At 31.8% G+C, this 23152-nt stretch carries 22 protein-coding genes; 8 read left to right on the top strand and 14 right to left on the bottom strand.

Annotated elements, in window-relative coordinates; all coding sequences use genetic code 11:
- Positions 1 to 22 precede the first annotated feature (22 nt).
- The 6 genes from Q1B37_RS16985 to Q1B37_RS16960 all read right to left on the bottom strand — a co-directional run bounded on the left by Q1B37_RS16985 (position 23) and on the right by Q1B37_RS16960 (position 4716).
- A complete protein-coding gene (locus Q1B37_RS16985) occupies positions 23 to 718 on the bottom strand; it encodes an ABC transporter ATP-binding protein (RefSeq protein WP_299900502.1) in 696 nt (231 codons plus the stop codon).
- A 5-nt stretch (positions 719 to 723) separates the two neighbouring features.
- On the bottom strand, positions 724 to 2199 hold the full coding sequence (locus Q1B37_RS16980) for a DUF5687 family protein (RefSeq protein WP_299900499.1): 1476 nt from the start codon (positions 2197 to 2199) through the stop codon (positions 724 to 726).
- A gap of 92 nt (positions 2200 to 2291) precedes the next feature.
- Positions 2292 to 2957, bottom strand: a complete 666-nt coding sequence (locus tag Q1B37_RS16975) for a hypothetical protein (protein WP_299900496.1) — start codon at positions 2955 to 2957, stop codon at positions 2292 to 2294.
- Positions 2958 to 2984: 27 nt separating this feature from the next.
- The gene (locus Q1B37_RS16970) at positions 2985 to 3605 is read right to left on the bottom strand and encodes a hypothetical protein (RefSeq protein WP_299608996.1); all 621 of its coding nucleotides are present in this window, start codon (positions 3603 to 3605) and stop codon (positions 2985 to 2987) included.
- Positions 3606 to 3643: 38 nt separating this feature from the next.
- The gene (locus Q1B37_RS16965) at positions 3644 to 4375 is read right to left on the bottom strand and encodes a hypothetical protein (protein WP_299900493.1); all 732 of its coding nucleotides are present in this window, start codon (positions 4373 to 4375) and stop codon (positions 3644 to 3646) included.
- 2 nt (positions 4376 to 4377) lie between these two features.
- Positions 4378 to 4716, bottom strand: coding sequence for a PadR family transcriptional regulator (locus Q1B37_RS16960; RefSeq protein WP_299609002.1), 339 nt, complete (start codon positions 4714 to 4716; stop codon positions 4378 to 4380).
- A 201-nt stretch (positions 4717 to 4917) separates the two neighbouring features.
- On the opposite strand from Q1B37_RS16960, the gene Q1B37_RS16955 reads away from it, so the two are divergent.
- The 3 genes from Q1B37_RS16955 to Q1B37_RS16945 all read left to right on the top strand — a co-directional run bounded on the left by Q1B37_RS16955 (position 4918) and on the right by Q1B37_RS16945 (position 7018).
- Entirely contained in the window at positions 4918 to 5970 is a 1053-nt protein-coding gene (locus Q1B37_RS16955) for a ferredoxin--NADP reductase (protein ID WP_299609005.1), read from the top strand.
- 70 nt (positions 5971 to 6040) lie between these two features.
- Positions 6041 to 6490: a BLUF domain-containing protein gene (locus Q1B37_RS16950; RefSeq protein WP_299609007.1), complete on the top strand. Its 450-nt coding sequence runs from the start codon at positions 6041 to 6043 to the stop codon at positions 6488 to 6490.
- A 120-nt stretch (positions 6491 to 6610) separates the two neighbouring features.
- Complete coding sequence (locus Q1B37_RS16945; RefSeq protein WP_299609009.1) at positions 6611 to 7018, top strand: hypothetical protein; 408 nt, start codon at positions 6611 to 6613, stop codon at positions 7016 to 7018.
- 4 nt (positions 7019 to 7022) lie between these two features.
- On the opposite strand, the gene Q1B37_RS16940 is transcribed toward Q1B37_RS16945, so the two are convergent.
- Together Q1B37_RS16940 and Q1B37_RS16935 are read right to left on the bottom strand one after the other, a co-directional pair.
- The gene (locus Q1B37_RS16940) at positions 7023 to 7463 is read right to left on the bottom strand and encodes a response regulator (protein WP_299609011.1); all 441 of its coding nucleotides are present in this window, start codon (positions 7461 to 7463) and stop codon (positions 7023 to 7025) included.
- Positions 7435 to 11490, bottom strand: coding sequence for a CheR family methyltransferase (locus tag Q1B37_RS16935; protein WP_299609013.1), 4056 nt, complete (start codon positions 11488 to 11490; stop codon positions 7435 to 7437). The genes Q1B37_RS16940 and Q1B37_RS16935 overlap by 29 nt, the downstream gene beginning before the upstream one ends.
- Before the next feature lie 280 nt (positions 11491 to 11770).
- Here Q1B37_RS16935 and Q1B37_RS16930 point away from each other — a divergent pair, with 280 nt between their 5' ends.
- The 4 genes from Q1B37_RS16930 to Q1B37_RS16915 are packed head-to-tail and all read left to right on the top strand — an operon-like array spanning position 11771 to position 15534.
- Positions 11771 to 13990 (top strand): ATP-binding protein, encoded by a 2220-nt coding sequence (locus tag Q1B37_RS16930; RefSeq protein WP_299609016.1) that lies wholly within the window; start codon positions 11771 to 11773, stop codon positions 13988 to 13990.
- The gene (locus Q1B37_RS16925) at positions 13980 to 14384 is read left to right on the top strand and encodes a response regulator (protein ID WP_299609019.1); all 405 of its coding nucleotides are present in this window, start codon (positions 13980 to 13982) and stop codon (positions 14382 to 14384) included. Before Q1B37_RS16930 ends, Q1B37_RS16925 begins: the two co-directional genes overlap by 11 nt.
- A gap of 11 nt (positions 14385 to 14395) precedes the next feature.
- Positions 14396 to 14935 (top strand): response regulator, encoded by a 540-nt coding sequence (locus Q1B37_RS16920; protein WP_299609022.1) that lies wholly within the window; start codon positions 14396 to 14398, stop codon positions 14933 to 14935.
- On the top strand, positions 14935 to 15534 hold the full coding sequence (locus tag Q1B37_RS16915; protein ID WP_299900491.1) for a biliverdin-producing heme oxygenase: 600 nt from the start codon (positions 14935 to 14937) through the stop codon (positions 15532 to 15534). Before Q1B37_RS16920 ends, Q1B37_RS16915 begins: the two co-directional genes overlap by 1 nt.
- Here the strand turns inward: Q1B37_RS16915 and Q1B37_RS16910 are convergent.
- From Q1B37_RS16910 to Q1B37_RS16900, 3 genes are all read right to left on the bottom strand, one after another.
- Positions 15521 to 16600: a glycosyltransferase family 9 protein gene (locus Q1B37_RS16910; RefSeq protein ID WP_366944330.1), complete on the bottom strand. Its 1080-nt coding sequence runs from the start codon at positions 16598 to 16600 to the stop codon at positions 15521 to 15523. The genes Q1B37_RS16915 and Q1B37_RS16910 overlap by 14 nt on opposite strands.
- Positions 16601 to 16610: 10 nt before the next feature.
- Positions 16611 to 17219 carry a DUF4254 domain-containing protein gene (locus Q1B37_RS16905; RefSeq protein ID WP_299900488.1) on the bottom strand — a complete coding sequence of 203 codons (609 nt, stop codon included), beginning with the start codon at positions 17217 to 17219 and terminating at the stop codon, positions 16611 to 16613.
- Positions 17220 to 17733: 514 nt separating this feature from the next.
- Entirely contained in the window at positions 17734 to 18654 is a 921-nt protein-coding gene (locus Q1B37_RS16900; protein WP_299900485.1) for a DUF6427 family protein, read from the bottom strand.
- A 113-nt stretch (positions 18655 to 18767) separates the two neighbouring features.
- On the opposite strand from Q1B37_RS16900, the gene Q1B37_RS16895 reads away from it, so the two are divergent.
- Positions 18768 to 18998, top strand: a complete 231-nt coding sequence (locus Q1B37_RS16895; RefSeq protein ID WP_299609030.1) for a uracil phosphoribosyltransferase — start codon at positions 18768 to 18770, stop codon at positions 18996 to 18998.
- A gap of 77 nt (positions 18999 to 19075) precedes the next feature.
- Here the strand turns inward: Q1B37_RS16895 and purD are convergent, their stop codons facing one another.
- From purD to Q1B37_RS16880, 3 genes are all read right to left on the bottom strand, one after another.
- Positions 19076 to 20347 carry a phosphoribosylamine--glycine ligase gene (gene purD, locus Q1B37_RS16890; RefSeq protein ID WP_299900482.1) on the bottom strand — a complete coding sequence of 424 codons (1272 nt, stop codon included), beginning with the start codon at positions 20345 to 20347 and terminating at the stop codon, positions 19076 to 19078.
- 95 nt (positions 20348 to 20442) lie between these two features.
- A complete protein-coding gene (locus tag Q1B37_RS16885) occupies positions 20443 to 21750 on the bottom strand; it encodes an O-antigen ligase (RefSeq protein ID WP_299900480.1) in 1308 nt (435 codons plus the stop codon).
- A 44-nt stretch (positions 21751 to 21794) separates the two neighbouring features.
- A complete protein-coding gene (locus tag Q1B37_RS16880; protein ID WP_299900477.1) occupies positions 21795 to 23147 on the bottom strand; it encodes an exopolysaccharide biosynthesis polyprenyl glycosylphosphotransferase in 1353 nt (450 codons plus the stop codon).
- Between the last annotated feature and the right edge of the window lie 5 nt (positions 23148 to 23152).

The following is a 23152-nucleotide window of genomic DNA, read 5'->3' as shown; positions in this document are numbered from 1 at the left end:
CGGATCTTATATATGAGGCTTTTTATTTATTAAAATGCTCTTCCAATTCTTTCAAAGTTTCTTCTGACGTCACCAAGTCCTTTACTACTTCTCCTTTATCTAACACAACAATACGTTCACATACCTCTGTAACATGCATTAAATCGTGACTAGAAACTAACACCGTTACATTAGGATCTGCTGCCAAGTCTTTAATTATTTTCTTTAAACGAATCTGTGTTGTCGGATCCAGATTCGCAAATGGTTCATCCAAAATAACTACTTCTGGATTCCCAATAAGCGCAGCAACAATTCCTGCCTTCTTTTGATTACCTTTGGATAGGTCTCTTAAATATTTCTTTTGACCTAGAATTTCTCCATGAAAAAAGTCTTCAAAATTAGCCAGTAAAGCATCTACATCTGCTTTATTTTGGCCTCTCAATTCTCCTATGAAATAAAAATATTCTTCGGCAGTAAGATATCCTATTAAAAAAGTTTCGTCGATAAAAGCAGCAGTATTAGATTTCCATTCTTCGCTCTCACTTACTTTAATTCCGCTATTTTCTATATATCCCGTTGTGGGTCTGATAAGATCCAATAAAGCACTAAACAAGGTAGTTTTTCCGGCTCCATTATTTCCTACTAATCCAAAACTGTCACCTTTAGGTATTTCTAAATTTTCGATATTCAATACGGTATTAGCTCCGTATGTTTTTGTTATATTATGTACTCCTATCATCTTCCTTATTTTTTTTGTTTATACGCCCAAATGGTTGCGTATTTTTCTGTTTTGTAAATTTTTTCGATTTTGTCAAAAACCATATTTCTAAAAGCAAAACCTGCTATCCCTGCCACGGCTACTAATGCATAACCCGCATATGGACTATAGGCATAGTGACCTATTGCATACAGTACTACTGGTAATGCCAACTTTGGTAATGAAAGCATTAATGTTTTCATATTAAAAGATTGCTTATCTCCAAACGCCTTCTTGTTACTGGTAAGATCTATAGGTGTTTTTACATAAGCTCCAGCCAACAATACTACATGAGCATTCAATCCCATATTATAAATTCCACCAACAATAACCGCCAAATAGGCTTCCCATCCAAAATACAGGTAACCCGAAGCCAAAATAACAGAAACAAATGTTGCCATTACCATCAGCCACCACTTGGAGGATAAATATTCTCTATATTTAATATTCTGGCTCATCATCAATGGATAATAAGAACTATCCCAACTTGGAACAAATTGACCAAAACTCAATAAAAATCCACCAGATACAAATATTCCTGCAAATATTCTCCATACTGGACCATCGTATGCTTCTACGGCTCCTGTAAAAAATAATAGCCCGTAAAAAAGAAATAGCACACTAACAATTACTGTAGATCGCGCTCTTTTATTCCTTTTGATCAATTTAATGTCATTTTTAAGAAATATAGCTGTTTTCCCAAAACGATCTAACCAATCCAGATTTTCTGTCTTTACATCTTTAGATTTTGTAGCCAAACCTTCATCTAAATATAAACCACTTACAAAAGATTTGAATGCTGTTATATAAAGAATGACTGCTGCAACTATCGGTAATATGAACAAGTACAAAGTATCAGATAATCCTTGGAAAAATGGTGCTGTATATACAGTGATATCAAAATATCCAAAATAATGCAATCCTCCTAATATTGCCATAACGCCTCCTATCCCATAAATCAAATTATCTTTATTGTTTAATAAGATATTTAGAAAGTTATTAGCGTAAACAAGTCCTATTAACCCTAGATTCCAGAGTAGTACGTTAAGTACAGGAGCATCTCCTTTAGAGATTAGTAGTATGGAAAATGGAACAAAAAAGAATGCATGAATGATATTAAAAAAAGATAGCATCGTCTTGCCCATTCCAAAAGACACAATTTTACTTTTATTAAACGGCAAAATAAGTAGCGGTTTAATATTTATTACTGGCATTTTTTGTAATGCATACCTAAAAATAAGATCAAATGCCCACCAATAGATCAAAAATTTATTTACTACCGTAAGAGGATTTTGGCATAATTCCTTTTCGGCATATTTGTATACCAAAAAACTTCCACCCATCATCATAAGGATAAAGTATACTGCCCAAAATCCCATAAAGATTTTCATCCAAACTCCAGATGAAGCAGAGGCAGATCTCCAGAAGGATTTCCACTGTAAGGATATAAAGTGTTTAAACATAGTTGTATTAGTTTTAGAAGAAGTAAGAAATACTTCTTACATTATTTAGTAAACAAAAAGTAAATTTTGTTACAATTTTGAAAGAAAAATCCTTAAGCTTTTACCATTGGATAGGAAGAAATCACCTCATTAACAAGGTGTTTCTTAAGCTTGGCGTATGCCAAAATTGTTACTACAGAAAACGTAATGATACTGCTCAACACTAGAACATTATCATATTCTTTAAAAAATGTGGTTATAGCAAAAAGAGATGCAATCGGAATCACCATGATCATTTGAAGATATTCTAATATTTTGATAGTTAAAAAACTATAACCTTTATTATACATCTTTTTTAAATATCTATTAGTATTGTATGAACCTTGAAATATTAAAGAGATATTTAGTAGTTGTGCAATCAGGCTATAGGTGCTCTGTTCCACCTCAAAAGTTTGAAACGTAACCACAAATCCAATAAAAATACAAATGGTAAGAAGTACTTTCGGAAATGAAAAATAGTTTTTTAATCCATCCGTATAGATCCGAAAAAACTTTCTTAACAACACTTTCTTCTTTTGAGAGGTAATCTGTTTTAATCCCTTTTTACCATCAAAACCTTCAAGAATTTCTTTTGTTTTTTCCTCAAAAGAAACAGTGTTTTCTCCTTCCATAGCTATGGCAAAATGATCCACTAACTCTGTCTGAACATCGTAATATTTGACTCCATTCTTTTTTATAATACGATACAATTCTTTTATATGATACTCTTCCAATTTCATATACTTACTTTTAGTCCTTTCTACTATCTATGCCAATTGCATACGTTTTTTATAAAAAATTACTAGTGAAATCATTGTTTTTAAACTTCCAACAAAAAATAGTGTTAGCACTCCAAGATAAATGTAGTAGAATGTTGAAGGTTCTTTTAAATGAGGAATAAATTGATAATTAAAAGAGAAGAATACCGTTATTAAAACTCCAAAATTTCCAATAAATGAAAACTTCTTTTTCCCAAATACTATCAGCGGTATAAATGCTACTAATACTAATAAAAATGTCGGAAATAAAGAACCCCAAACACTATCTATATAAAAATACGAGTAAATCTCATTAAAAATCCAAAAACAACCTATACTACCTAAAAGTACCTGCCATGTCACTAAATTCTTCAGGAGTTTTATAGAGACACTTTTAAATATCTTCCAATTAAATGGTTTGCTTCCTTCTTTCACCAACGATGCCTTATGTGCTACCATATATTCTTTAAAAATGTGATAGAAATCTCTGGTATCTCCCTCATTCATTCTATGCTCAATTTCTGAAGCGACGTGATCAACCATTTCAATTCTTACATCTTCATAATGTATATCCGAATTCCACAAATATGTATCTATAAATTGTATGTCTTCTAATGTTAGTTTTCCCATGTTTGTCAGTTTTTATTCTCTAAATACGATCAGTTTTCTTACGCTGCTGTTAACATTTGATATTGTTTGTCATATTGTTTTATGAATTTTCGATACCCTACAAGACTGATCCAAGTGTAAAACACAGCCATAAGTGTTAAACCAAGATATATACGTTGATATAGTAATGTTTTGACAAAATCTTCATCAAGTTGTTCTACTATGGTTAAAATATTAGGAAAATATAACATCAATCCTACCCAAGAAGAATAAACAACCAAGGCAAGTGATGTATTCTTTCTTCTTTTATATTGTTGTATCCAAACATAAATACAAGGGATTAAAGTTAATATCACTCCACCCAACATGATCCACTTTATTTCAAAGTATTCTGAGAAAGAAAAAAGTATTCCCGTACAAAGTAAGAATGGCAATACAATCTTATAGTTTCTTAGCACATCTTTTACCGTTTCTAAAGTTGTTCTTCTTATTTTTTTTGTGATATGCTTTCTTTTTTCAATTAGCAACTTTTTATAACCTCGACTATCTTCATAGATAGATTTCCCTGATTTGTTCGCTCCTATATCCCAAGCATAAAAAGACACTTTATTCCCAAAACTCTTATGTACTTGTTCCATTGCAGATTCAAAAGAAATACCTTCTTTCATTTTCTTTTCTACTTCGCAAACAATATGATCCAATAACTCTATCTGTACATCCCAATATTTAATTTTATGATGTACAAGATAATTCTCTATAAACTGAATTTGATTTTTTGTTAATCCTCCCATACTTAGCTTATACTCCACTTTGGGTTAATAATTGTTTGCATCGTACGAATGTACTCTTCTAATTCTGTTAACCGATTCGCCGTTTCTTTGGTTCCTTTTTCGGTTAATTTGTAATATTTGCGCAATCGATTATCTACTTTCTGCATTTCTACATCTAGTAAACCTTCTGCTTCTAACTTATGTAATGCTGGATATAATGCACCTTCGGTGATGTTTAATTCTCCCTTAGTAATTTCTTTTACTTTTTGTGTAATCTCATAGCCATACATCTTATCACTTTCTTCTAAAAGCTTTAAAATAATGGTGTTTAAACTACCTTTATATAATTTAGAATTGCCCATAACACTATTTATTAGGCATCAAATATATACATAATTTTCTTATGCATAAGTTTTTTAGGTATATAAATTTATCCCAAAACCACTCTATGGTGTTTTGCATTTAGTATTTTTGCGCAAAAATTAATATTGAGAAATTAGAATTCTAATATGCTCATCTGAAAAACCTTAAAAAGTTTTCGACTTACTATTTACTTTATTGCTATGTCAGATTTTCACACACTAACTATTAAAGATATTACTCGCGAAACTCCTAAAGCTGTTTCTATTGAATTTGATATTCCCAGCACACTGTCCGATGCCTATAATTTTATCGCAGGACAGTATATTACTATTAAGACTGTTGTAGATGGGAATGAGATAAGAAGAGCTTATTCTATATGTTCGGCACCCAAAAGTGGATCTCTTCGTGTAGCAGTAAAAGAAATTGAAGGAGGTACTTTTTCTTCGATCGCTAATAACAAACTAAAAATTGGTGATACTTTAGATGTACATACTCCAGAAGGTTCTTTTCTATTGGAATCTAATCCAACTGCTCAAAATCATTATGCAGCTTTTGCAGCAGGAAGTGGAATCACTCCAATCATGAGTATGATCAAATGTGTTCTAGAAGAAGAACCGAATAGCAGCTTTGTATTAGTATATGGTAACCAAAATCCAACGGAAACTATTTTTCATAAAGAACTTTTAGCCTTACAAGTCAACTATCCTGATCGGTTGTTTGTAGAGTTCTTTTATAGCAGAAGCCAGGAAGATGGTGCTCGTTTTGGAAGAATAGAAAAGTCTACGATCAATTTTATCACTAAAAATAAGTTTAAGGACACTACGTTTAAAAGTTTTTACCTCTGCGGTCCAGAAGCTATGATCAACACAGTTACTGAGGTTTTAACTGAGAATAATATTGCCAAAGAAGATATACATTTCGAATTATTTACCAGCAGCACAGAAACAACAGAAATCGAAGCTGATTTAGATGGTCAAACTAAAATTACAATATTGGTTGATGATGAAGAATCTTCTTTCGTGATGGATCAGAAAAAAACCATATTAGATGCTGCCTTAGAAGAAGATATCGATGCTCCGTATTCGTGTCAGGGAGGAGTTTGTAGTTCTTGCATATGCAAAATAACCGAAGGTAAAGCGGTAATGGGTAAAAACAGTATACTTACCGATGCTGAACTAGAAGAAGGATTAGTATTGGCATGCCAGGCATATCCAACATCATCTACGATAAAAGTTGATTTTGATGATGTTTAAGAGTATCTTTATATAAAGATCTTTACTCGGTCTTTTTATAACATTAAACCACAAATTACATCATCTTTTTATGGCTCCATTGGCTTGTGTCCTGTATTTAAGTATTGAAAACGAATCTTTTAATGAGACCTCTTTACATCAATTAGTTTACAAAGCGCAAGAAGAGAATAAAAATCACGGTGTCACGGGATTTCTCTACTACAAACAAAATCACTTTTTTCAGTATGTAGAAGGGAATCAATTGGATGTTAATAATTTATTAAACAGTCTAAAAAAAGATACACGACATAAAATTTTAGAGTGTATTTATGATGATCAACTTCATGCAAGAAGGTTTCCGAATTGGAATATGGGCGATCTAAAAACCAATCAGTTAATGCAAATCAAGTTTGAAGATCTAATCATCGAAAACTTACTGTACAGAAAGGTCCGTAACAATTCTCCAATTGCGATTGAAAACCATAATCTTTGGAAGCTGATTGATAATTTAGCTTTCTTTCAAAATTCGGATCTGCAATAATGGTATAATTGCATTTTATCGGTAATATTTGTTTTTTATCGGTATTTTGTGTTTCTTATATTTTCCCTTTCTTGAAAAAAGGATACAAAAACTATCTTTCTGATAATAAAAGTAGTACAGATGTTTATCGTAATTAACAACAATAAAATATCCAACTTTTTTCTAGCTCAACATATAGAAAAATCCCAAAATATATCAAAAGGGTTGTTTTTTGAAAACACCGAGGATGCTTGTGATTATCTAACTCCTCTACACACTATTATTTCAAAGCCTATCTATATATTCATTAATAAGGATATGCCCCATATTAATGGTTGGGAGTTTCTAGAAAGATATGCTTTCGTAGAAAATAACAACTACAATATTCATATTGTTTTAATGACAAAGAATGAACTTGACATTGAAGAAGAGATAAAAATAAATAACTATCCTAACGTTATAGCAAGGAACATTTCTGAAATCGACAATCTATTTATAGATGATTTTGTTAGCAAAATGCATAAATCATTTTTATTAAAAACAGTGTAATTTTCTACGCATCTACAGTATGGAAATCTGGGTTATTAATATAAAAATCATAAACTCTTTTTAATGTACTTTCCTCCAACGGTTTCTCAATAAAATCATGCACCAATTCTTCTTTCTCGAAAGCTTTTACTCGATCTTTTTCCCAATTAGAAGTTGTAAGAAATGCCAATAGTATATCTCCTCTATTTTCTTTAGGTAATTTAGCATATTCTTCTAAAAACTCAAAGCCATCCATCTTAGGCATATTGATATCCAAAAAAATAACGTTGGGTCGAGGAAACTCATCTTCACTACCCTTGAATTTTCCAGTTCTATTTAAATAATCCAGAGCTTCCAAACCATTATAAGCTTCAAAAACCTGATTAGCAACTCCACTAATTTCTATCAGTTTTTTATTATAAAAATTAGTGGATTTACTATCGTCTACCAGCAGTATGCAATTCATCTTTTTCATATTTATTATCTAAAGTTAACTTAGCAATGGAAAAATAAAAGGAAGAACCTTTATCTGTAGATGACTTCACCCATATTCGTCCATTATGATTATCTACTATCCTTTTGCAATTTGCTAATCCGATGCCAGTACCTTCATACTCTTCCTGGCTGTGTAAACGTTTAAAAACTTCGAATATCTTTTCGTGATATTCTTTTTTAATTCCAATTCCGTTATCCTTTACAAAAAACTGATAATCTCTTCTTTTGAGCTCAGAACCTATCTGAATGATCGGGGCTACATCAGGTTTTCTATATTTTAGACTGTTCGAAATTAAGTTCTGAAACAATTGCCGAATCTGAATAGCATCACACGTAATTTCGGGGAGTTTTTCTACCAAAATTTTTGCTTTATTATCATCAATTGTTTTTTGTAAATCCTGCACAATTTCTTTTACGATTTGATTCAAATCTACTGTTTCAAAACTTAGGGATTTGTCATCTAACTGGGAGTACTGTAACAGATCATTGGTAAGTGTGATCATCCTACCAGAAGCATTTTCTATAAAATCTAAATAGGTGTGACCATTTTCATCCAGAACCTCACTATACTCTTGCTTAAATAATTTTGTAAAACTAGTCACCGTTCTAAGCGGTTCTTTAAGATCATGACTTGCTAAATACGCAAAACGTTCCAGCTCTACATTAAGCTGTTTCATTTTGTTTTCGGACTGTTTCTTGCTATGTATATCGATAAGAGTTCCTACAATCTTTTGTATATCTCCGTTAATTTCTTTTTGCGCTCGCGCATTTACTCTATACCATCGATATCCATCATTTTTCGTTTTAATTCGAACATCCTCGTCTAATCCTTCTTGCTCCTCTACCTGTTCCTCCAGACTCTTTCTAAACTTAGTAATATCTTCTGGGTGAATGATATTAATAAAAGAAGAAAAAGATGGTTTTAATGATTTAGCATCATATCCTAATAGCTGGTAGAATTCTTTGGACCACCAAGCCTTATTTTTTATAAAATCGCTCCATTCCCATAAGGCTGCGCGATTCCCTTTTATCGCTAACTGTAATCTAGATTCACTGACCATCAGCTTCGATTGCAAACTTTTTACCTTATTAATATTCTGAGCTAATCCTAATACAGATATTACATCGCCATTTTCATCACGTTCGTTGACCTTATCAGTAGCATAAATCCATATAGGTTCCTTAGAAATCTTATGTTTTATCCTATACTCAACTTCCAAAATCTCACCATCATTTAGTGACTTTAGCCTTTTATGGTGCTTTTCAATCGCTTTTAAATCATCTGGATGAAATAATTTTTCCGCTAGATTCGCACCCAATTTTCTAATTTCATCTTCAGTATATCCGGCAATCTTAGCAATACTATCGCTTGAGAATATATTTTGCTTTTTTACTAGGTCATAGATATAGATAATCCCTGGATTGGTATCTATCAGGTGTGTTAAAAACTCATTGGCTCTTGCTGTTTCCTTTAATGCAGTTTTGGTTTCATGGATATTTATAAAATTAATCACCACTCCTCTAATCACATGTTCTTGATTTCTATACGGGAAAATCTGCATAGAAAACCAGGTGCCATCGGCACTTTGTACTTCTCTTTTATAAGATTGCAGCGTGTTTATAACTGTCTTAGACAATTCCATTAAATCTTGTCCTCCTAATGTACCAGAAAAATGATGGATAGGTCTACCAATATCTTCTACCCTTAGTTGAAAATGTTGATGAATCGCTGGCGTAAACTTCCTGATATTAAAATTACGATCCAGAAACACTGTTCCGATATTTACATTTTTAATCAGGTTTTCGATATCAGAATTAGATTCCAATAACTGCGTATTCTTTTCTTGTAGTTCAGCATTTACAGTATGTAATTCTTCATTTAAAGATTGTAATTCTTCATTGGTGCTTTGTAACTCTTCATTCGACGCCATCAACTCCTCATTGGTTGCCTGCATCTCTTCATTCGTAGTTTCGAGTTCTTCTATGGTGGACTGAAGATTCTCTCTGGTTTCTGTCAATGCCTCTTTTAACTCTTCTACCTCTGCTGTTTTAGCAAAAACCGATGGTACTACATTTTCTCCTAAATCGTTTAATTCTATTCCTTTCTGTTCAAAAAATAAGATCAGATAGCTTTTTTTATATACCGAACCTAAGCTTAACTCCTTAACAACAAGTTTAATTTCTTTTAGGATATCCTCTTGCAAAATTTTTACGATTCGTTCTATAGAGTTGGAATTATTATCACTCTTCCCTATTTTTCTGATCATAGTGGTTAGAGGGATTGCCAATTCGTCCGGCAACATTTTCATCAAATTATTGGTAAATCCTTCCTCTGGAAATTCGATATATTTTTTCAATTTCCCAGAAGCTTGTATAATTTCAAAACCTTCATCAACGCAGGCACAAACCACACCTAAATCTTCCATTAACATAGAATTAATGGACTTGATCATTTTATCAAACACCTTTTCCTTTTTACCAGCATTACGTGAGTCGATAGCATTGACACCTATTTTCCAAATATCATTATTGTACTGACTTACGAGTCTGCCTGGTTTTAGGTTTCTATATATTTTCCATTTCGAACTAACCTCATCAAAGTTTTTATCTAGTAATCCAATATTTTCAGAATTTCCTATGAACAGATATCCCTTTTCATTTAAAGCAAAATGAATACTGGTTAACACTTTTAGCTGAATTTCGCTATTCATGTAAATCAACATATTACGACAAGACACCAAATCCATTTTATTAAAAGGAGGATTTTGTAATATATCATGCTTAGAGAATATGATATTGCTTCGTATTGCAGGGTTGATTTGATAGGAGTTCTCTGTTACCGTGAAATATTTATTTAATAATGCTTGAGGAATCTCCGAAGCGATACTTTCTTTATACACTCCTTTAGAAGCAATATCTACAGCTTTTTCATTAATATCAGTTGCAAAAATTTTATACGAGCCTTTTTGTTTTGTTAGATAAAAATACTCTTCCAATAGTATGGCTATAGAATAGGCTTCTTCTCCAGTAGAACAGGCAACCACCCAAACCTTAATTGGTTCATCACTACTTTGTTTTGCTCTAACAATATTAGGGATCACCTTTTGTTTCAGCTCATCAAATGCCTCTTGATCCCTAAAAAACTTCGTCACTCCAATTAAAAATTCTTTTGCTAATATAAATTTCTCTTCAGGATATTCGTAGAGGTAATTAATATAGTCTGCAACTGTCTTATTTTTAGTAATACTCATTCGTTTTGCTGTCCTTCTAAACAAGGTTGGCTTTTTATACGAGAGAAAGTCGTACCCTACATAACTTTTGATCATTTTCAGAATTCGTTCTAAAGATTGAGCACCTTCTATATGATCATCGACTGAATTTAAATTAAAATTATCATGAGCTACAAAATCCACCAATTCTGCTGGCATTTCTCCAGGAGATAACACAAAATCTGCTAACCCTTGAGAAATGGCACTTCTTGGCATTCCATCAAACCTGGCACTTTCCGGACTTTGTACAAACAAGGTTCCTCCTACCTCTTTAATAGACTTTGCACCTTTGGTGCCATCCGAGCCTGTACCCGATAAAATAAAACAAATTGCCTTATCCCTTTTTTCTACAGCTAATGATTTAAAGAAAATATCTACCGAAAAATTCATCTGATTGTTTGGTGGTCTTTTTGTAAGCACCAAATAACCATCTCTAATGATAATATTTTTATTTCCTGGAATAAGATATACGTGATCTGGTTTCACTTTCTCATTTCTCTGAGCTTCCGCCACCTTCATTTTAGTATGTCGCGAAAGGAGTTCGGGCATCAAACTCTTGTAATCTGGAGATAGATGTTGTACAATCACAAAGGCAAAACCAGTGTCGGACGGACAATGATCAAAAAATTCTTCCAATGCTTTTAAACCACCTGCAGAACTTCCAATACCTATAATAGGAAATGATTGATTAGTACTCATCTCATTTCCTTCATTCTCAGATTTTACCATAGAAAATAAATCGACAAAAATTAATGTTCAAAAAATCGGGGTAAGTATAGTAATTTAGATCAGAGATCTTACCCTAAGATACTAACTTTTATCCTAAAATTTTATTAACATTTTAAGATTTACGGATAAACCTTACTATTATTGATGGATAAGCGTTTATAGAGAATTAAATCATTTATTTTCTAAAGCAGGAAAACAGAATCATAAGGGAATTTTCCGTCAACATAATTTGTTTTTTTATTTCAAGATTATTCATACTTTTAAAAATAATTTATCAAAAATGTCAACTTTTTCTCCTTCACAACTTTATCCTAAAAAAATTGACCTTACCAATTGTGATAAGGAACCTATTCATATTATAGGAAACATACAAAAAAGAGGGTTTCTCCTGACTTGTAGTTTCGAAGAAAGGAAATTGTTACGTTATAGTAAGAATATAGTCGATTTATTTTCCATTGGTGTAGACGTTCTTTTTAATGAACCCATTGAATCTTTATTCGAAACTCACAATATCGATATCCATGTTATACTAAACAAATTAGAAACAAAAGATGTTGTACACCAAGAAGTCCATATTAATAATGCACCGATAACTCTAATTACTCATAAAAATACTACTGAGTACATTATCGAATTAGAGCCAAATTCAATTGAATTAAATCCTTTTGAATATCAACTTCAGTTATCGGAAATAGCGACAAAAATTAACACAGAAAATAATGTCTCCGAAAAATGTAACTCAGCTGCTAGATTGATCAAACAATACCTTGGATATGATCGTATTATGATCTATCAGTTTGATGCGGATTGGAATGGAAGCATTATTGCCGAAAGCAAAGAAGAACATTTGGAAAGTTGGTTAGGATTGCATTATCCATCAACAGATATACCGCAACAGGCACGTAAATTATTTCTAAAGCAAGGGGTACGGATTGTTGATGACGTAAATTCAGTTCCTACTCCAATTATCACAAATGAGAAAAATACTGAGCTGCCTCCTTTAGATTTATCCAAATCAGAACTAAGAGCAGTATCTCCCATACATATTGAGTATCTCCAAAACATGAAAGTTGGTGCTACTCTAACAGCTGCCATTGTATTTAATGACACTCTTTGGGGACTTATTGCTTGTCATCATTACAGCCCGAAGTTTATCAATTTTTACCAGCGTCTTAGTTGTAAATTCTTAGCACAAATTTTCTCCACGAGTCTTCAATTAGACGCTAAAAACAACGTTTTAGACCAAATACAAAAGAGTTCTATTACGCGAAGTGTCTTAATAGATCAAATTACCAGAGAAAAAGACATCGTATTAGGATTATCCAGATTTGATATTACTCTTAATGATCTTACGCACTCTACTGGAGCTGCTATTTGTATCGATAATGATATTACGTTAATTGGTACTTGTCCTGAAATTGAGCAAATAAGAGATCTTATCAACTTTATTAGTGAACAAACAACTGAAAATTTTTATCAAACTAATTCAATTAGTAGAGCGTTCGAAACAGCTAAAGCGTATAAAAATATAGCCTCTGGAGTACTATGTCAATTTATATCTAAAGCTAAAAAAGATGCGCTCATTTGGTTTAAGCCAGAAGTTATTCAGAATGTAGATTGGGCTGGTAATCCAGATAAAGCTGTTTCTATTGATGAAGACGTTCGCTTGTCGCCTAGAAAATCTTTTGAAAAATGGTCTATAGAACAAGAAGGAATCTCAGAACCTTGGACCGATAACGAAATAGCGGCAGTGAAAAGTCTTAACAAAAGTATCTCTGATATTATTATTGAAAAATATAATGAGGTTAAGGAGTTGAATGCTCGCCTAAAAATGGCGTATGATGAATTAGAATCCTTTAGTTATAGTGTATCTCATGATTTGCGTGCTCCACTAAGAGGTATAGATGGTTTTGCACACATCATCAAAGAAGAATATTTTGATAGTTTGGATGATTTTGGAAAAAACTCTGTAAAAACGATTATCGATTCTGTAGAAAAGATGAATACTTTAATCGATGATATTCTAGAGTACTCTGGTCTTGGGAAAAAGCCTGTAGAATATAGATATTTTTCACTTATAAAACTTACCAAAGAACTGTTAGTAGATCTCAAAAATATATATCCAAATGTTCAGGTGGAAATACAGGATACGATGCCCGATTTAAAAGGTGATAAAACAATTACTACCCTCTTAATCAAAAATTTATTAGAAAATGCCATGAAATATTCCTCTAAGAAGGAAAAGCCTTTGGTAAATATTGGCCACTTAAAAGATACAATTTATTACATAAAAGATAATGGAATAGGTTTCGACATGAAACATCAAAAAACCATTTTTGGTGTATTTAATAGATTAGTAAATGATGAATATAGTGGTTCGGGTATTGGCTTAGCCATCGTTAAACGAGTAGTGGATAAACATAAAGGTAGAATTTGGGTAGAAAGCAAACTCAATGAAGGAACTACGTTTTACTTTAATTTAGAATCTCATGATGAATAAACAACATCACATACTTTCGGTAGAAGATAATCCAAACGATGTCATGCTTATGAAGAGAGTTTTTGAAAAAAATACTCCTGACCATAAAGTACATTTTACTCCTAGTTCTGATGAAGCCTTAGACTATCTAGCGTCTAAATACCAAGAGGAAAATCTTCCAAACTTAATCTTATTGGATATAAAACTTATTAGAGGGAATGGATTGGATTTATTACACGATTTAAAAAAAGATAGTAGATACCAGCACATACCTGTCGTAATGTTAAGTTCTTCGGATAGAGAAGATGATAAGCAAAAGGCAAAAGCATATGGATGCGATGATTATGTAGAAAAACCACGAACATACCTAAAACTAAAAGAAGAGTTGCCAAAAATAGTAGATAAATGGAGTTAAAACTATAAACGATGATCCAAGAAAAGTTTAAAATATTAGTTGTAGAAGATAATATCAATGATGCTTCTCTCATAGAGTATCATTTAAATAAGATTTTAGAAAAACCTGATATTCGCAAAGTTGATACATTCGAAAAATTTACACAAGCGGTACATTTTTTTGATCCAGATGTCATTATTTGTGACTACAAACTAAATGGTTTTACAGGTATGGAAGTATTGGATTATGTAAATAAAGAAACAACTATACGTCACTTTATATTTGTAACTGGAACTATTTATGACGAGGAGTTAGCCGCAGAAACAATTCTTAGCGGTGCTACGGGTTATATCCTAAAAAAACATATAAAATCCCTCTCTACAAAGCTTTTACCTTATTTTCAAAAGATTGCCAATAGTAAAAAAACAGAAACCTTACCTCCTGGTCATGAAAAAACACTAGAAGCCATGCAAATGTTTATCGAAAGTGCTAAACGAGATAACGAAGCCATTATGCAAGGATATCTAGAAATGAAAAAAACATTAGAGAAATATAAATATCTAAAAAATTAATGCTGTCATTTTTAAAAAAAGAAACCGATCAGCTTCATAAAGAAGTAGAAAAAAATAGTTTGGCCCGATTTATATTAGATCAATCCATTACTGTAGAAAAGTATACTCATTTTTTACTACAGAATTATTACAGTTATCTGGAAGTAGAACAACAGCTAATAGCAAATAAACAATTAGCTCCTGATACATTGTTATCTTTTATTTCTAATGAAAAAAGCGATGCTTTGCACAAAGATATAGCCTATTTATCGGATCATGATCTATTGAATGATGAAGAATTTTCATTTTCTGTGTCCTCGACTGCGGCGCTTATTGGAGCGCTATATGTGATTGAAGGTTCTATGCTAGGAGGTTTATTAATTTCTAAACGCTTGAAAAATTGTAAGCATTTAGAAGAGGTAAAAGAGTTTCATTTTTTTGGAAAAAACCCAGAACAATCGTTAACCCGTTGGAAAACCTTTACAAAAGTAGTAGAAGAATTATCATTCTCTGAAGAACAGCAACAACAAGGTGCATTAGCTGCTAAAAATGCATTTATGTGTTTTAAAAAATATCAGAATGTGGATTATGCACCGTCAACAACAATTACAAGTTTTTGATCGCTTCAACCACCGTTTCTGGTTTAATAGAATACATTACCTTTTCGTATCCTGGAGGGAACTTATTGCCATAGATAGAAGTAGGAATTTTATCGTATTTGGCAAGATTAGGCAGTATTGCATTTTCCAAAGGTTGCCCAAAAGGCATAAAACCAGCAAAAGGATGTGTTACTCCCCAAAGTGTGATGGTAGGAATTCCAAACATAGCTGCTAGATGTGCATTACCACTATCCATAGATAGCATTCCATCCAGATTACCGATAAGTTTTAATTCATCTTCAAAAGACAACTTACCCGCCACATTGATCACATTTTGGTACTTACTTTCGATATTATTTAAAATCGCGATTTCCTTTTTACCACCTCCAAACATTAGAATCTCATAGGTATTTTCACTATCCAGTTTTTCTATTACTTCAATTAGTAGTTCTAATGGATATACCTTACTTTGGTATTGGGCAAACGGTGCTATCCCAAGCCATTTTTTAGCAGAATTCTTTGTGAGCTCAACTATTTCTGAGGTTAACGCAGCTTTTTCTGGAAAGGAATGATGATCTAAATCAATAGGATATCCCAACTTTTCAAAAACGTCTGCATATCGTTGATGGGTTGTTTTTAGTTGCTTGAACTCTTTGTTTTCAGATCTGGTCAACGCTTTTTTCTCAGCTCTTCCTTTATCTATCTGTACTACTTTGATTCCTCTTAACGCAAAGAAATTTTTCAACACATTAGATCGTAATACATTATGTAAATCCGCTACTGCTGTAATTCCTGTCCTTCTAAGTTCTTTAGAAAGCTTTGATAACCCAAAAATTCCTTTGTGTTTTCCAGTAACATCTGCATGATATACGTATACATTTTCTATATCTGAAAAAATAGGTTCGAAAAATTTTCTTGTAAGTACCGTAATTTTAACATTAGGATATGCCACACGGAAAGCTCGTAATACAGGAACTGTCATGGCTACATCTCCCATAGCAGATAATCGAATCACAAGGATATGTGCATCAAAGCCCTTCTTAGAAAGGGCTTTGTTATTTTCTTGTATGTTCTTTTTTTTGCTCAAAAAAAGGATGTTATTTTTCTCCTCGTAATACAGGATTTAGCTCATCGTCGTTATACATTTTCATCTGCTTGTATACTTTCATATACTTATCACCATTTTCAATATCACTTAGTAAAGTATCGATTGCTGTAGAAAGATCTACTTGCTGTTCTAATAATACATCATACTTTTTCTGACACGCTTCTTTATGCGAATCAGATGCTCCTTCTCTTACTGTTTCCTCATGCATATGATATACCTTTAGCGCCAGAATTGATAAACGATCTATTCCCCAAGCTGGACTTTCTGTATTAATAGTAGCATCTTCTTTAGCAACCACTTCTTTATACTTTTCTAAAAAATAACTATCGATATACTCCACCATATCAGTTCTATCCTGATTAGAAGCATCAATCTGTCTTTTTAGCTTTAAAGCTGCTACTGGATCAATTTCTGGATCTCTGATAATATCTTCGTAATGCCATTGCACAGTATCGATCCAACATTTGCGATATAACAAATGTTCTATTTGCTCAGATTTGCTATCGTAAGGATTAGAGAATTCTTGATCCACACGATCCTCCACATGATACTTTTCTATAACTTCTTTAAAAATCTTATTTGCTTTATCTGTAAACATGCTGTTCTATTTTTCTAAGATGTGTAAATATTCTTTAGTCGCTAAGGCCTTATGATTTTTGTTTTCGTTATTATTAAATCACATTCCCCATAACGCTTCATTATTTGTCTTATTTTTCGGTGCCATCATCAATAACCCTTGATTATTATAACTAAGGAAAATATAGTCGAATTTAGCATTTTTAATTAGCTATTCATAAACTGCTAATACTTTCCCTTTTTGCAATAGTTGGATCTTTGATATGATAGTAAACCCGTTTTTCCAACGGGCACAAAGGTATCATATTTTGCAATAGTATTTAAAATATGATAATTTGATCCATATTGCCTAAATTAAATGTTGGATATCGATTTAAAATATCTACTCCGATCTTTTAAATCAGCACATTACTGTCTTGAAATTTAGCAACATTCTCCAAGATAAACTCTTGAATAGTAAAGATTTAAAACATTATACTTTTGTAAACTTTATGATAGGTGCAGAATATATTGAGCGAACATTTAATAAGCATCACTCAAAACAATAGGATAACAAATGGCAACAGAAGAAATATCCAAATATTAATTTCTTTTACAAGTTTACCTTGATCCATCTCCAGATAAGTAGTACCAATAATTGCCAATGGAGCTGTCACGAATACTATTTCTGAAGTGTTTTTATTTGGAGCGATTGCTATGATTGCCAAAGCGATTATCCATTGTGATATAATTAATCTTAAAATGGGTTTCAGTTTTGTCGACTTTCGGTTAAACCTTAAAAAGTATATGGTAAAGAAAAACAAGGCGCATATAGTAATAACTCCTACAGAAAAAATGCTTTGTTGATTTACATAATTGTTAAAGGAAAATGATATTGGATCTACATAGTCAAAAATCGTAAAAACATTGTCATAAACTAATAAAGTAAAGCAATTAGAAAGTACATAAGTAGCTATTAAAGAAATTCCAGGAATAAGCCAATTCCGGTAATTTTTGGGTTCAAAAAACAGAATACCTAAAAACACAAAAATCATAAAACCAATACTCCAAAAATAAGCCACAGATGCTAAACTTATAAAGAGAGAAGCATCTAAAATTTTAGATTTTATGTGTTTCCCATTTCTAAGATTAAGCGTACTTCTAATACCCAGAATTACCAATAAATTAGCTAATAAGATATAAGGATCGATCAGCGAATTAGGTAATAAAGCTGTTAGAAAAGCAAAAAGTAATATGGTATTTGTACTTTTTTGGGTTAAATCGTTTTTCTGAGTAACTAAGTTTAATACAAGCATTGCCAAAATATAGACAACACAACCGCCCAAGAACATTAGAATACTGATATAATCTAGACTAAAATCTGTTTTATAATACGCTGCTACGTATAGCAAAAACATATATAAGCCTACTATTATAAAATTTATCGGTTTTGATTTACTAAAAAAGCTTGATAACACTACTATTTTTTATATTTTTGCGTCAGACAATACATTATTGTTTTTAACTATAATATTACTAATTTATAAAAAGTTTTTTGTTAGCTTTTTATAATGAAAATGAAGATCATATTATGAAAGATTTTTTTGAAGCTATACAATCTTTATTTGTAGATGTACTTTTTGCACCTCTTGACGCCCTTAGAGCTTTAGAATTAGAAAGTTGGACTGCAGCTAATATTATAAACTGGTTATTTATGCTAATCGGTTTTGTAGCTTTTCTTTACTGGATGAAGGAATTGAAAAAATTTAATGACAACAATGAAGAAGATAGAGACCCAAAAGCTCATTCATTTTTGGATTAAATTATTTACATACGAACTAAAAAAGCTCAATGTTTATCTACATTGAGCTTTTTTTATTCATTTTTTCTATACCTGTTTTATAGATCGAATCCTAGATCTTTTCTATAGTACATTTTTTCGAAATTAAGTTTTTCAACACTTTGATATGATTTTTCCAAAGCTTTTCTAAAATCATCATCAAAAGAAGTTATTGCTATTACTCGTCCTCCATTTGTTACTACTTTATCATCCGCTATGGTAGTACCTGCATGAAAAACAATAGAATCTTTTATTTGCTCAATACCTGTAATTTCTTTTCCTTTTTCATATGCTTCTGGATATCCTCCGGAAACTGTCATCACCGTAGTAGCGCTTCTTGGATCAATCTCAACATCTATTTTGTCTAATGTCTGGTTGGACACATGATTAAAAAGAGAAACTAAATCAGTTTTTACTCTTGGTAAAACCACTTCTGTCTCTGGATCTCCCATTCTTACATTGTACTCGATTACCTTTGGATCATCTCCAACTTTTATCAATCCTATAAATATGAATCCCTTATAATCTATTTCTTCTTTAGCAAGACCATCTACAGTAGGTTTAACTATTTGTTCCTCTATTTTTTTCATAAAAGAACTATTTGCAAATGGAACTGGAGAAATAGCTCCCATACCACCAGTATTTAATCCAGTATCTCCTTCTCCAATACGCTTATAATCCTTTGCAGTTGGTAGTGTGATATAATTTTTTCCATCCGTTAATACAAAGACGCTTAACTCAATTCCATCAAGAAACTCTTCTATGACTACTTTTTCGCTTGCTGCTCCAAACTTCTTGTTTGTGAGCATGTTTTCCAGCTCTGCTTTAGCCGTCTCGATATCCTGAAGAATAAGTACTCCTTTTCCAGCCGCAAGCCCATCAGCTTTTAAAACATAAGGAGGTTGTAGTGTTTCCAAGAATTGCTTTCCTTCATTAACGGTATCTGCTGTAAAGCTTTGATACGCGGCCGTTGGAATATTATGTCTAAATAAAAATTCCTTGGCATATTCCTTACTCCCTTCTAATCTTGCTCCTTCTTTAGAAGGACCAATAAGAGCAATGTTTTTAAGATCATCATCTTCTGCAAAAAAATCTGCTATCCCTTGTACTAATGGATCTTCCGGACCTACAACAACCATTTCTATATTCTCTTTCAATACAAGGTCTTTAATTGCTTTAAAATCGGTTACAGCAATTGATACATTTGTTGCGATAACTGCAGTTCCTGCATTACCTGGTGCTACAAATAACTTCTCACATAAATTACTCTGAGCAATTTTATATGCAAAAGTGTGTTCTCTACCTCCAGATCCTAATACTAAAATATTCATTGTTTATGGGTTATTGTTTTGGCTAATTTTTACAGGCCTCAAAAATAGTTTATTAACTACTGTCTTACTAATTATTTTAAAAGCTATTTTAATATTTATGACGCTACCAAATTATTACGGATGATCCTACTACTAAGAATACTTCTCTTCTTAAGTAATAATGGCATAACAATCGAAAAAAACACAACTCCATTAAACCGAACCAGCATAGATTCAAAGACTAGTGAAATAAGAAGAATTAGAAAAACGGAAAACTCATTTCGACTTCTTCTCATACGAATTGCAAGGACAACAAAAATACCACAGAGTACCATGACTCCAATGATTCCAGTTTGTAAAAATGTTTGAAGAAATTGGTTGTGGGCGTTGTACTTATTTTCTAAATTATAAGTATAATTAAGCTCATTATACTTTTTGATCAAAACATCATTAGCATCTCCTATGCCATACCCCAATAAAGGTGCTTCTTTTATCAGTTTAAAACTTGCATCCCATGATAATAACCTTGCTTTCTCTGAAGTAGAATTGGAATGCACGATAGAAATACCAAAACTTTTAACCTTTGCATAAAAATCAAATACTCTTGGGTTATTAAGAAAAACCATTATTCCCAGGAAAAACATTATGATCATAGTATGTTTTCTACTTCTATCAGGAATATTAAAAATAAGTAGTAAACACATCATAAATAATATCAAATAAGCTGCTATGGAAGCTAGTAGAAAAAGATATAAAAATAATATTACTACGATGGTCGTTCTAAGTCTCGTTTCTAAACTCTTTTTTAAATAAAAACTCAATACCAGTAATATATATAGCGAGAGATAACTGGGGTTTATTAATTTAGAAAACTCGTTCTTTATCAAATAGTTCCATCCGTTCAATATTGCATCTAAAAACGACGTAAGATCCTTTATAGATACCTTAGCAATTAAGCCTTCTTTGATAATGGATGCAGAGTTGTTTAAAGCAATCGATAAATTGAGGAAAAATGAAATAATCAACCCTAAAAGTAAAAAATCAAATAATTTTCTGACTGAGGAAGCATCCTCTTTTACAAAAAGAAAAATCAAGGGAAATAAGAGTAATGATACAGATCTTTGCAATACGTCTAATCCATATGAAAGATTATCTGTATAAATCAAACTTAGCACCATGACTATAAAGTACAATGGAAATAATAATACAATTTTATTATCTAAGTCAAACTTTCTTCTCGACCTAAATATATTTACAACACCAAGTATGATTGAAACTATAAAAAAAGGAGTTGGAAGGTTAATTCCTAAAGGTAGTAACAAAAATGCTATATAAAGACTGTTCCAGAAAATTGTAAGTACAATATCATCATCATGTTTATAAAACATTTCTGAAAGCTCTATTATCTTTTTGCTAAACCTCATTATTCTAATCTCATCAAATGACAACAACTATTTTTAATACTTATTTAATAAGCCTTTTCCTGACCTTTAATTAGATTAGCGATCGTGTCTAAAATTATTTTAGAATCCAGTAATAAGGACCAATTTTCTATATAAAATATGTCGTACTTAATACGATTCACAATATCTTCATCATTCTCGACCTCACCTCTATATCCTTTTACCTGAGCCATTCCTGTGATTCCGGGTTTTACAGAATGTCTAAAAACAAAATTGTATTTATCAATTCTTTTACCGTAATCTTTGGTATAAGAAATCATATGAGGTCTAGGGCCTACAACTGACATATCCCCAAAAAACACATTGAAAAATTGTGGGAGTTCATCTATACTCGTTCTTCTAATAAATCGTCCTATTTTAGTAACTCTTGGATCGTCTTTTTTTACTTGAATTAAATCAGAGAAATTCTCATCTCTCATAGACCTAAATTTATAGCATACAAACTCTTTATAATTTATTCCATTTCGTCTATGTCTATAAATTAATGGACCTTTCGATTCTAACTTAATTAAAACATACAACAAAGGAATCAACCATGAGAGTATAAAAACAATAATGAATAAAGAAAAAACTATATCAAATCCTCTTTTTATTGCTCTGTTTGTAGCGTTATTTAATGATACTTCTGGGATGGAGAGAACAGGCAAATACTCATAATAATCTGTTTTTAATCTCTTAGAAAAAATTCTTTGCGAATTTGGTATGAACTTAAGCACACAATAATTCTGATCTGCATATTTCACATATTCATTGACATCTTCATCAGAGATCTCATCTATAGAACAATAGATTTCATCAACATCTTCATTCTTTAAGAACTCGAAACTATCTTCTATCTTATTTGTTAATTCATCTGAAAACACTTGTAAGACCTGATACCCTAAATCTTTTCTTTTTTCAAAAAATACACTTAGTTGTTGCGCACTTTTGTTATTTCCAATAATTACAACTCTTCTATTGTTACCCCCAAGATATGAGCGATATCTTTTTAAAGCATAATACGTAATAACCTTAATAATACCAATAGAAAAGATAGCAATTGATACGAAGTAAAAGGTATCTTTTATAGAAAACACGTTTATTTTAAGTATCCCAAAATAGGCGAAAAGAAGCACAAGAACGAGTAAACCTTGCCTTATTAAAAGGGAAATAATAGTTAGTACTTTGGTAAACCTATATACTTCATAAAAATTCAATAAATATGCAGATATATACCATGTAAACGATAAAAATAGGTATAATTGATTGTTCGCAATCTCATTTAGAAAGAAGAAGGAAGAAGTTAATACGATGATTAGATCAATTACAAGAAGTATTGGTCTTATTAAATATGAGTATCCTCCTCTTTTGTGGTGCATGTATT

It is taken from the genome of uncultured Aquimarina sp., from assembly GCF_947492965.1.
Classification (GTDB): Bacteria; Bacteroidota; Bacteroidia; order Flavobacteriales; family Flavobacteriaceae; genus Aquimarina.
The sequence above is the reverse complement of the archived record's forward strand: the minus strand, read 5'-3'. Positions and strand labels throughout refer to the sequence as shown.

Bases quoted from the DNA above. Each gene is read 5' to 3' on its own strand.
- Q1B37_RS16985 (WP_299900502.1), bottom strand. From the start codon at position 718: ATGATAGGAGTACATAATATAACAAAAACATACGGAGCTAATACCGTA.
- Q1B37_RS16980 (WP_299900499.1), bottom strand. From the start codon at position 2,199: ATGTTTAAACACTTTATATCCTTACAGTGGAAATCCTTCTGGAGATCT.
- Q1B37_RS16975 (WP_299900496.1), bottom strand. From the start codon at position 2,957: ATGAAATTGGAAGAGTATCATATAAAAGAATTGTATCGTATTATAAAA.
- Q1B37_RS16970 (WP_299608996.1), bottom strand. From the start codon at position 3,605: ATGGGAAAACTAACATTAGAAGACATACAATTTATAGATACATATTTG.
- Q1B37_RS16965 (WP_299900493.1), bottom strand. From the start codon at position 4,375: ATGGGAGGATTAACAAAAAATCAAATTCAGTTTATAGAGAATTATCTT.
- Q1B37_RS16960 (WP_299609002.1), bottom strand. From the start codon at position 4,716: ATGGGCAATTCTAAATTATATAAAGGTAGTTTAAACACCATTATTTTA.
- Q1B37_RS16955 (WP_299609005.1), top strand. From the start codon at position 4,918: ATGTCAGATTTTCACACACTAACTATTAAAGATATTACTCGCGAAACT.
- Q1B37_RS16950 (WP_299609007.1), top strand. From the start codon at position 6,041: ATGGCTCCATTGGCTTGTGTCCTGTATTTAAGTATTGAAAACGAATCT.
- Q1B37_RS16945 (WP_299609009.1), top strand. From the start codon at position 6,611: ATGTTTATCGTAATTAACAACAATAAAATATCCAACTTTTTTCTAGCT.
- Q1B37_RS16940 (WP_299609011.1), bottom strand. From the start codon at position 7,463: ATGAATTGCATACTGCTGGTAGACGATAGTAAATCCACTAATTTTTAT.
- Q1B37_RS16935 (WP_299609013.1), bottom strand. From the start codon at position 11,490: ATGGTAAAATCTGAGAATGAAGGAAATGAGATGAGTACTAATCAATCA.
- Q1B37_RS16930 (WP_299609016.1), top strand. From the start codon at position 11,771: ATGTCAACTTTTTCTCCTTCACAACTTTATCCTAAAAAAATTGACCTT.
- Q1B37_RS16925 (WP_299609019.1), top strand. From the start codon at position 13,980: ATGATGAATAAACAACATCACATACTTTCGGTAGAAGATAATCCAAAC.
- Q1B37_RS16920 (WP_299609022.1), top strand. From the start codon at position 14,396: ATGATCCAAGAAAAGTTTAAAATATTAGTTGTAGAAGATAATATCAAT.
- Q1B37_RS16915 (WP_299900491.1), top strand. From the start codon at position 14,935: ATGCTGTCATTTTTAAAAAAAGAAACCGATCAGCTTCATAAAGAAGTA.
- Q1B37_RS16905 (WP_299900488.1), bottom strand. From the start codon at position 17,219: ATGTTTACAGATAAAGCAAATAAGATTTTTAAAGAAGTTATAGAAAAG.
- Q1B37_RS16895 (WP_299609030.1), top strand. From the start codon at position 18,768: ATGAAAGATTTTTTTGAAGCTATACAATCTTTATTTGTAGATGTACTT.
- purD (WP_299900482.1), bottom strand. From the start codon at position 20,347: ATGAATATTTTAGTATTAGGATCTGGAGGTAGAGAACACACTTTTGCA.
- Q1B37_RS16885 (WP_299900480.1), bottom strand. From the start codon at position 21,750: ATGAGGTTTAGCAAAAAGATAATAGAGCTTTCAGAAATGTTTTATAAA.
- Q1B37_RS16880 (WP_299900477.1), bottom strand. From the start codon at position 23,147: ATGCACCACAAAAGAGGAGGATACTCATATTTAATAAGACCAATACTT.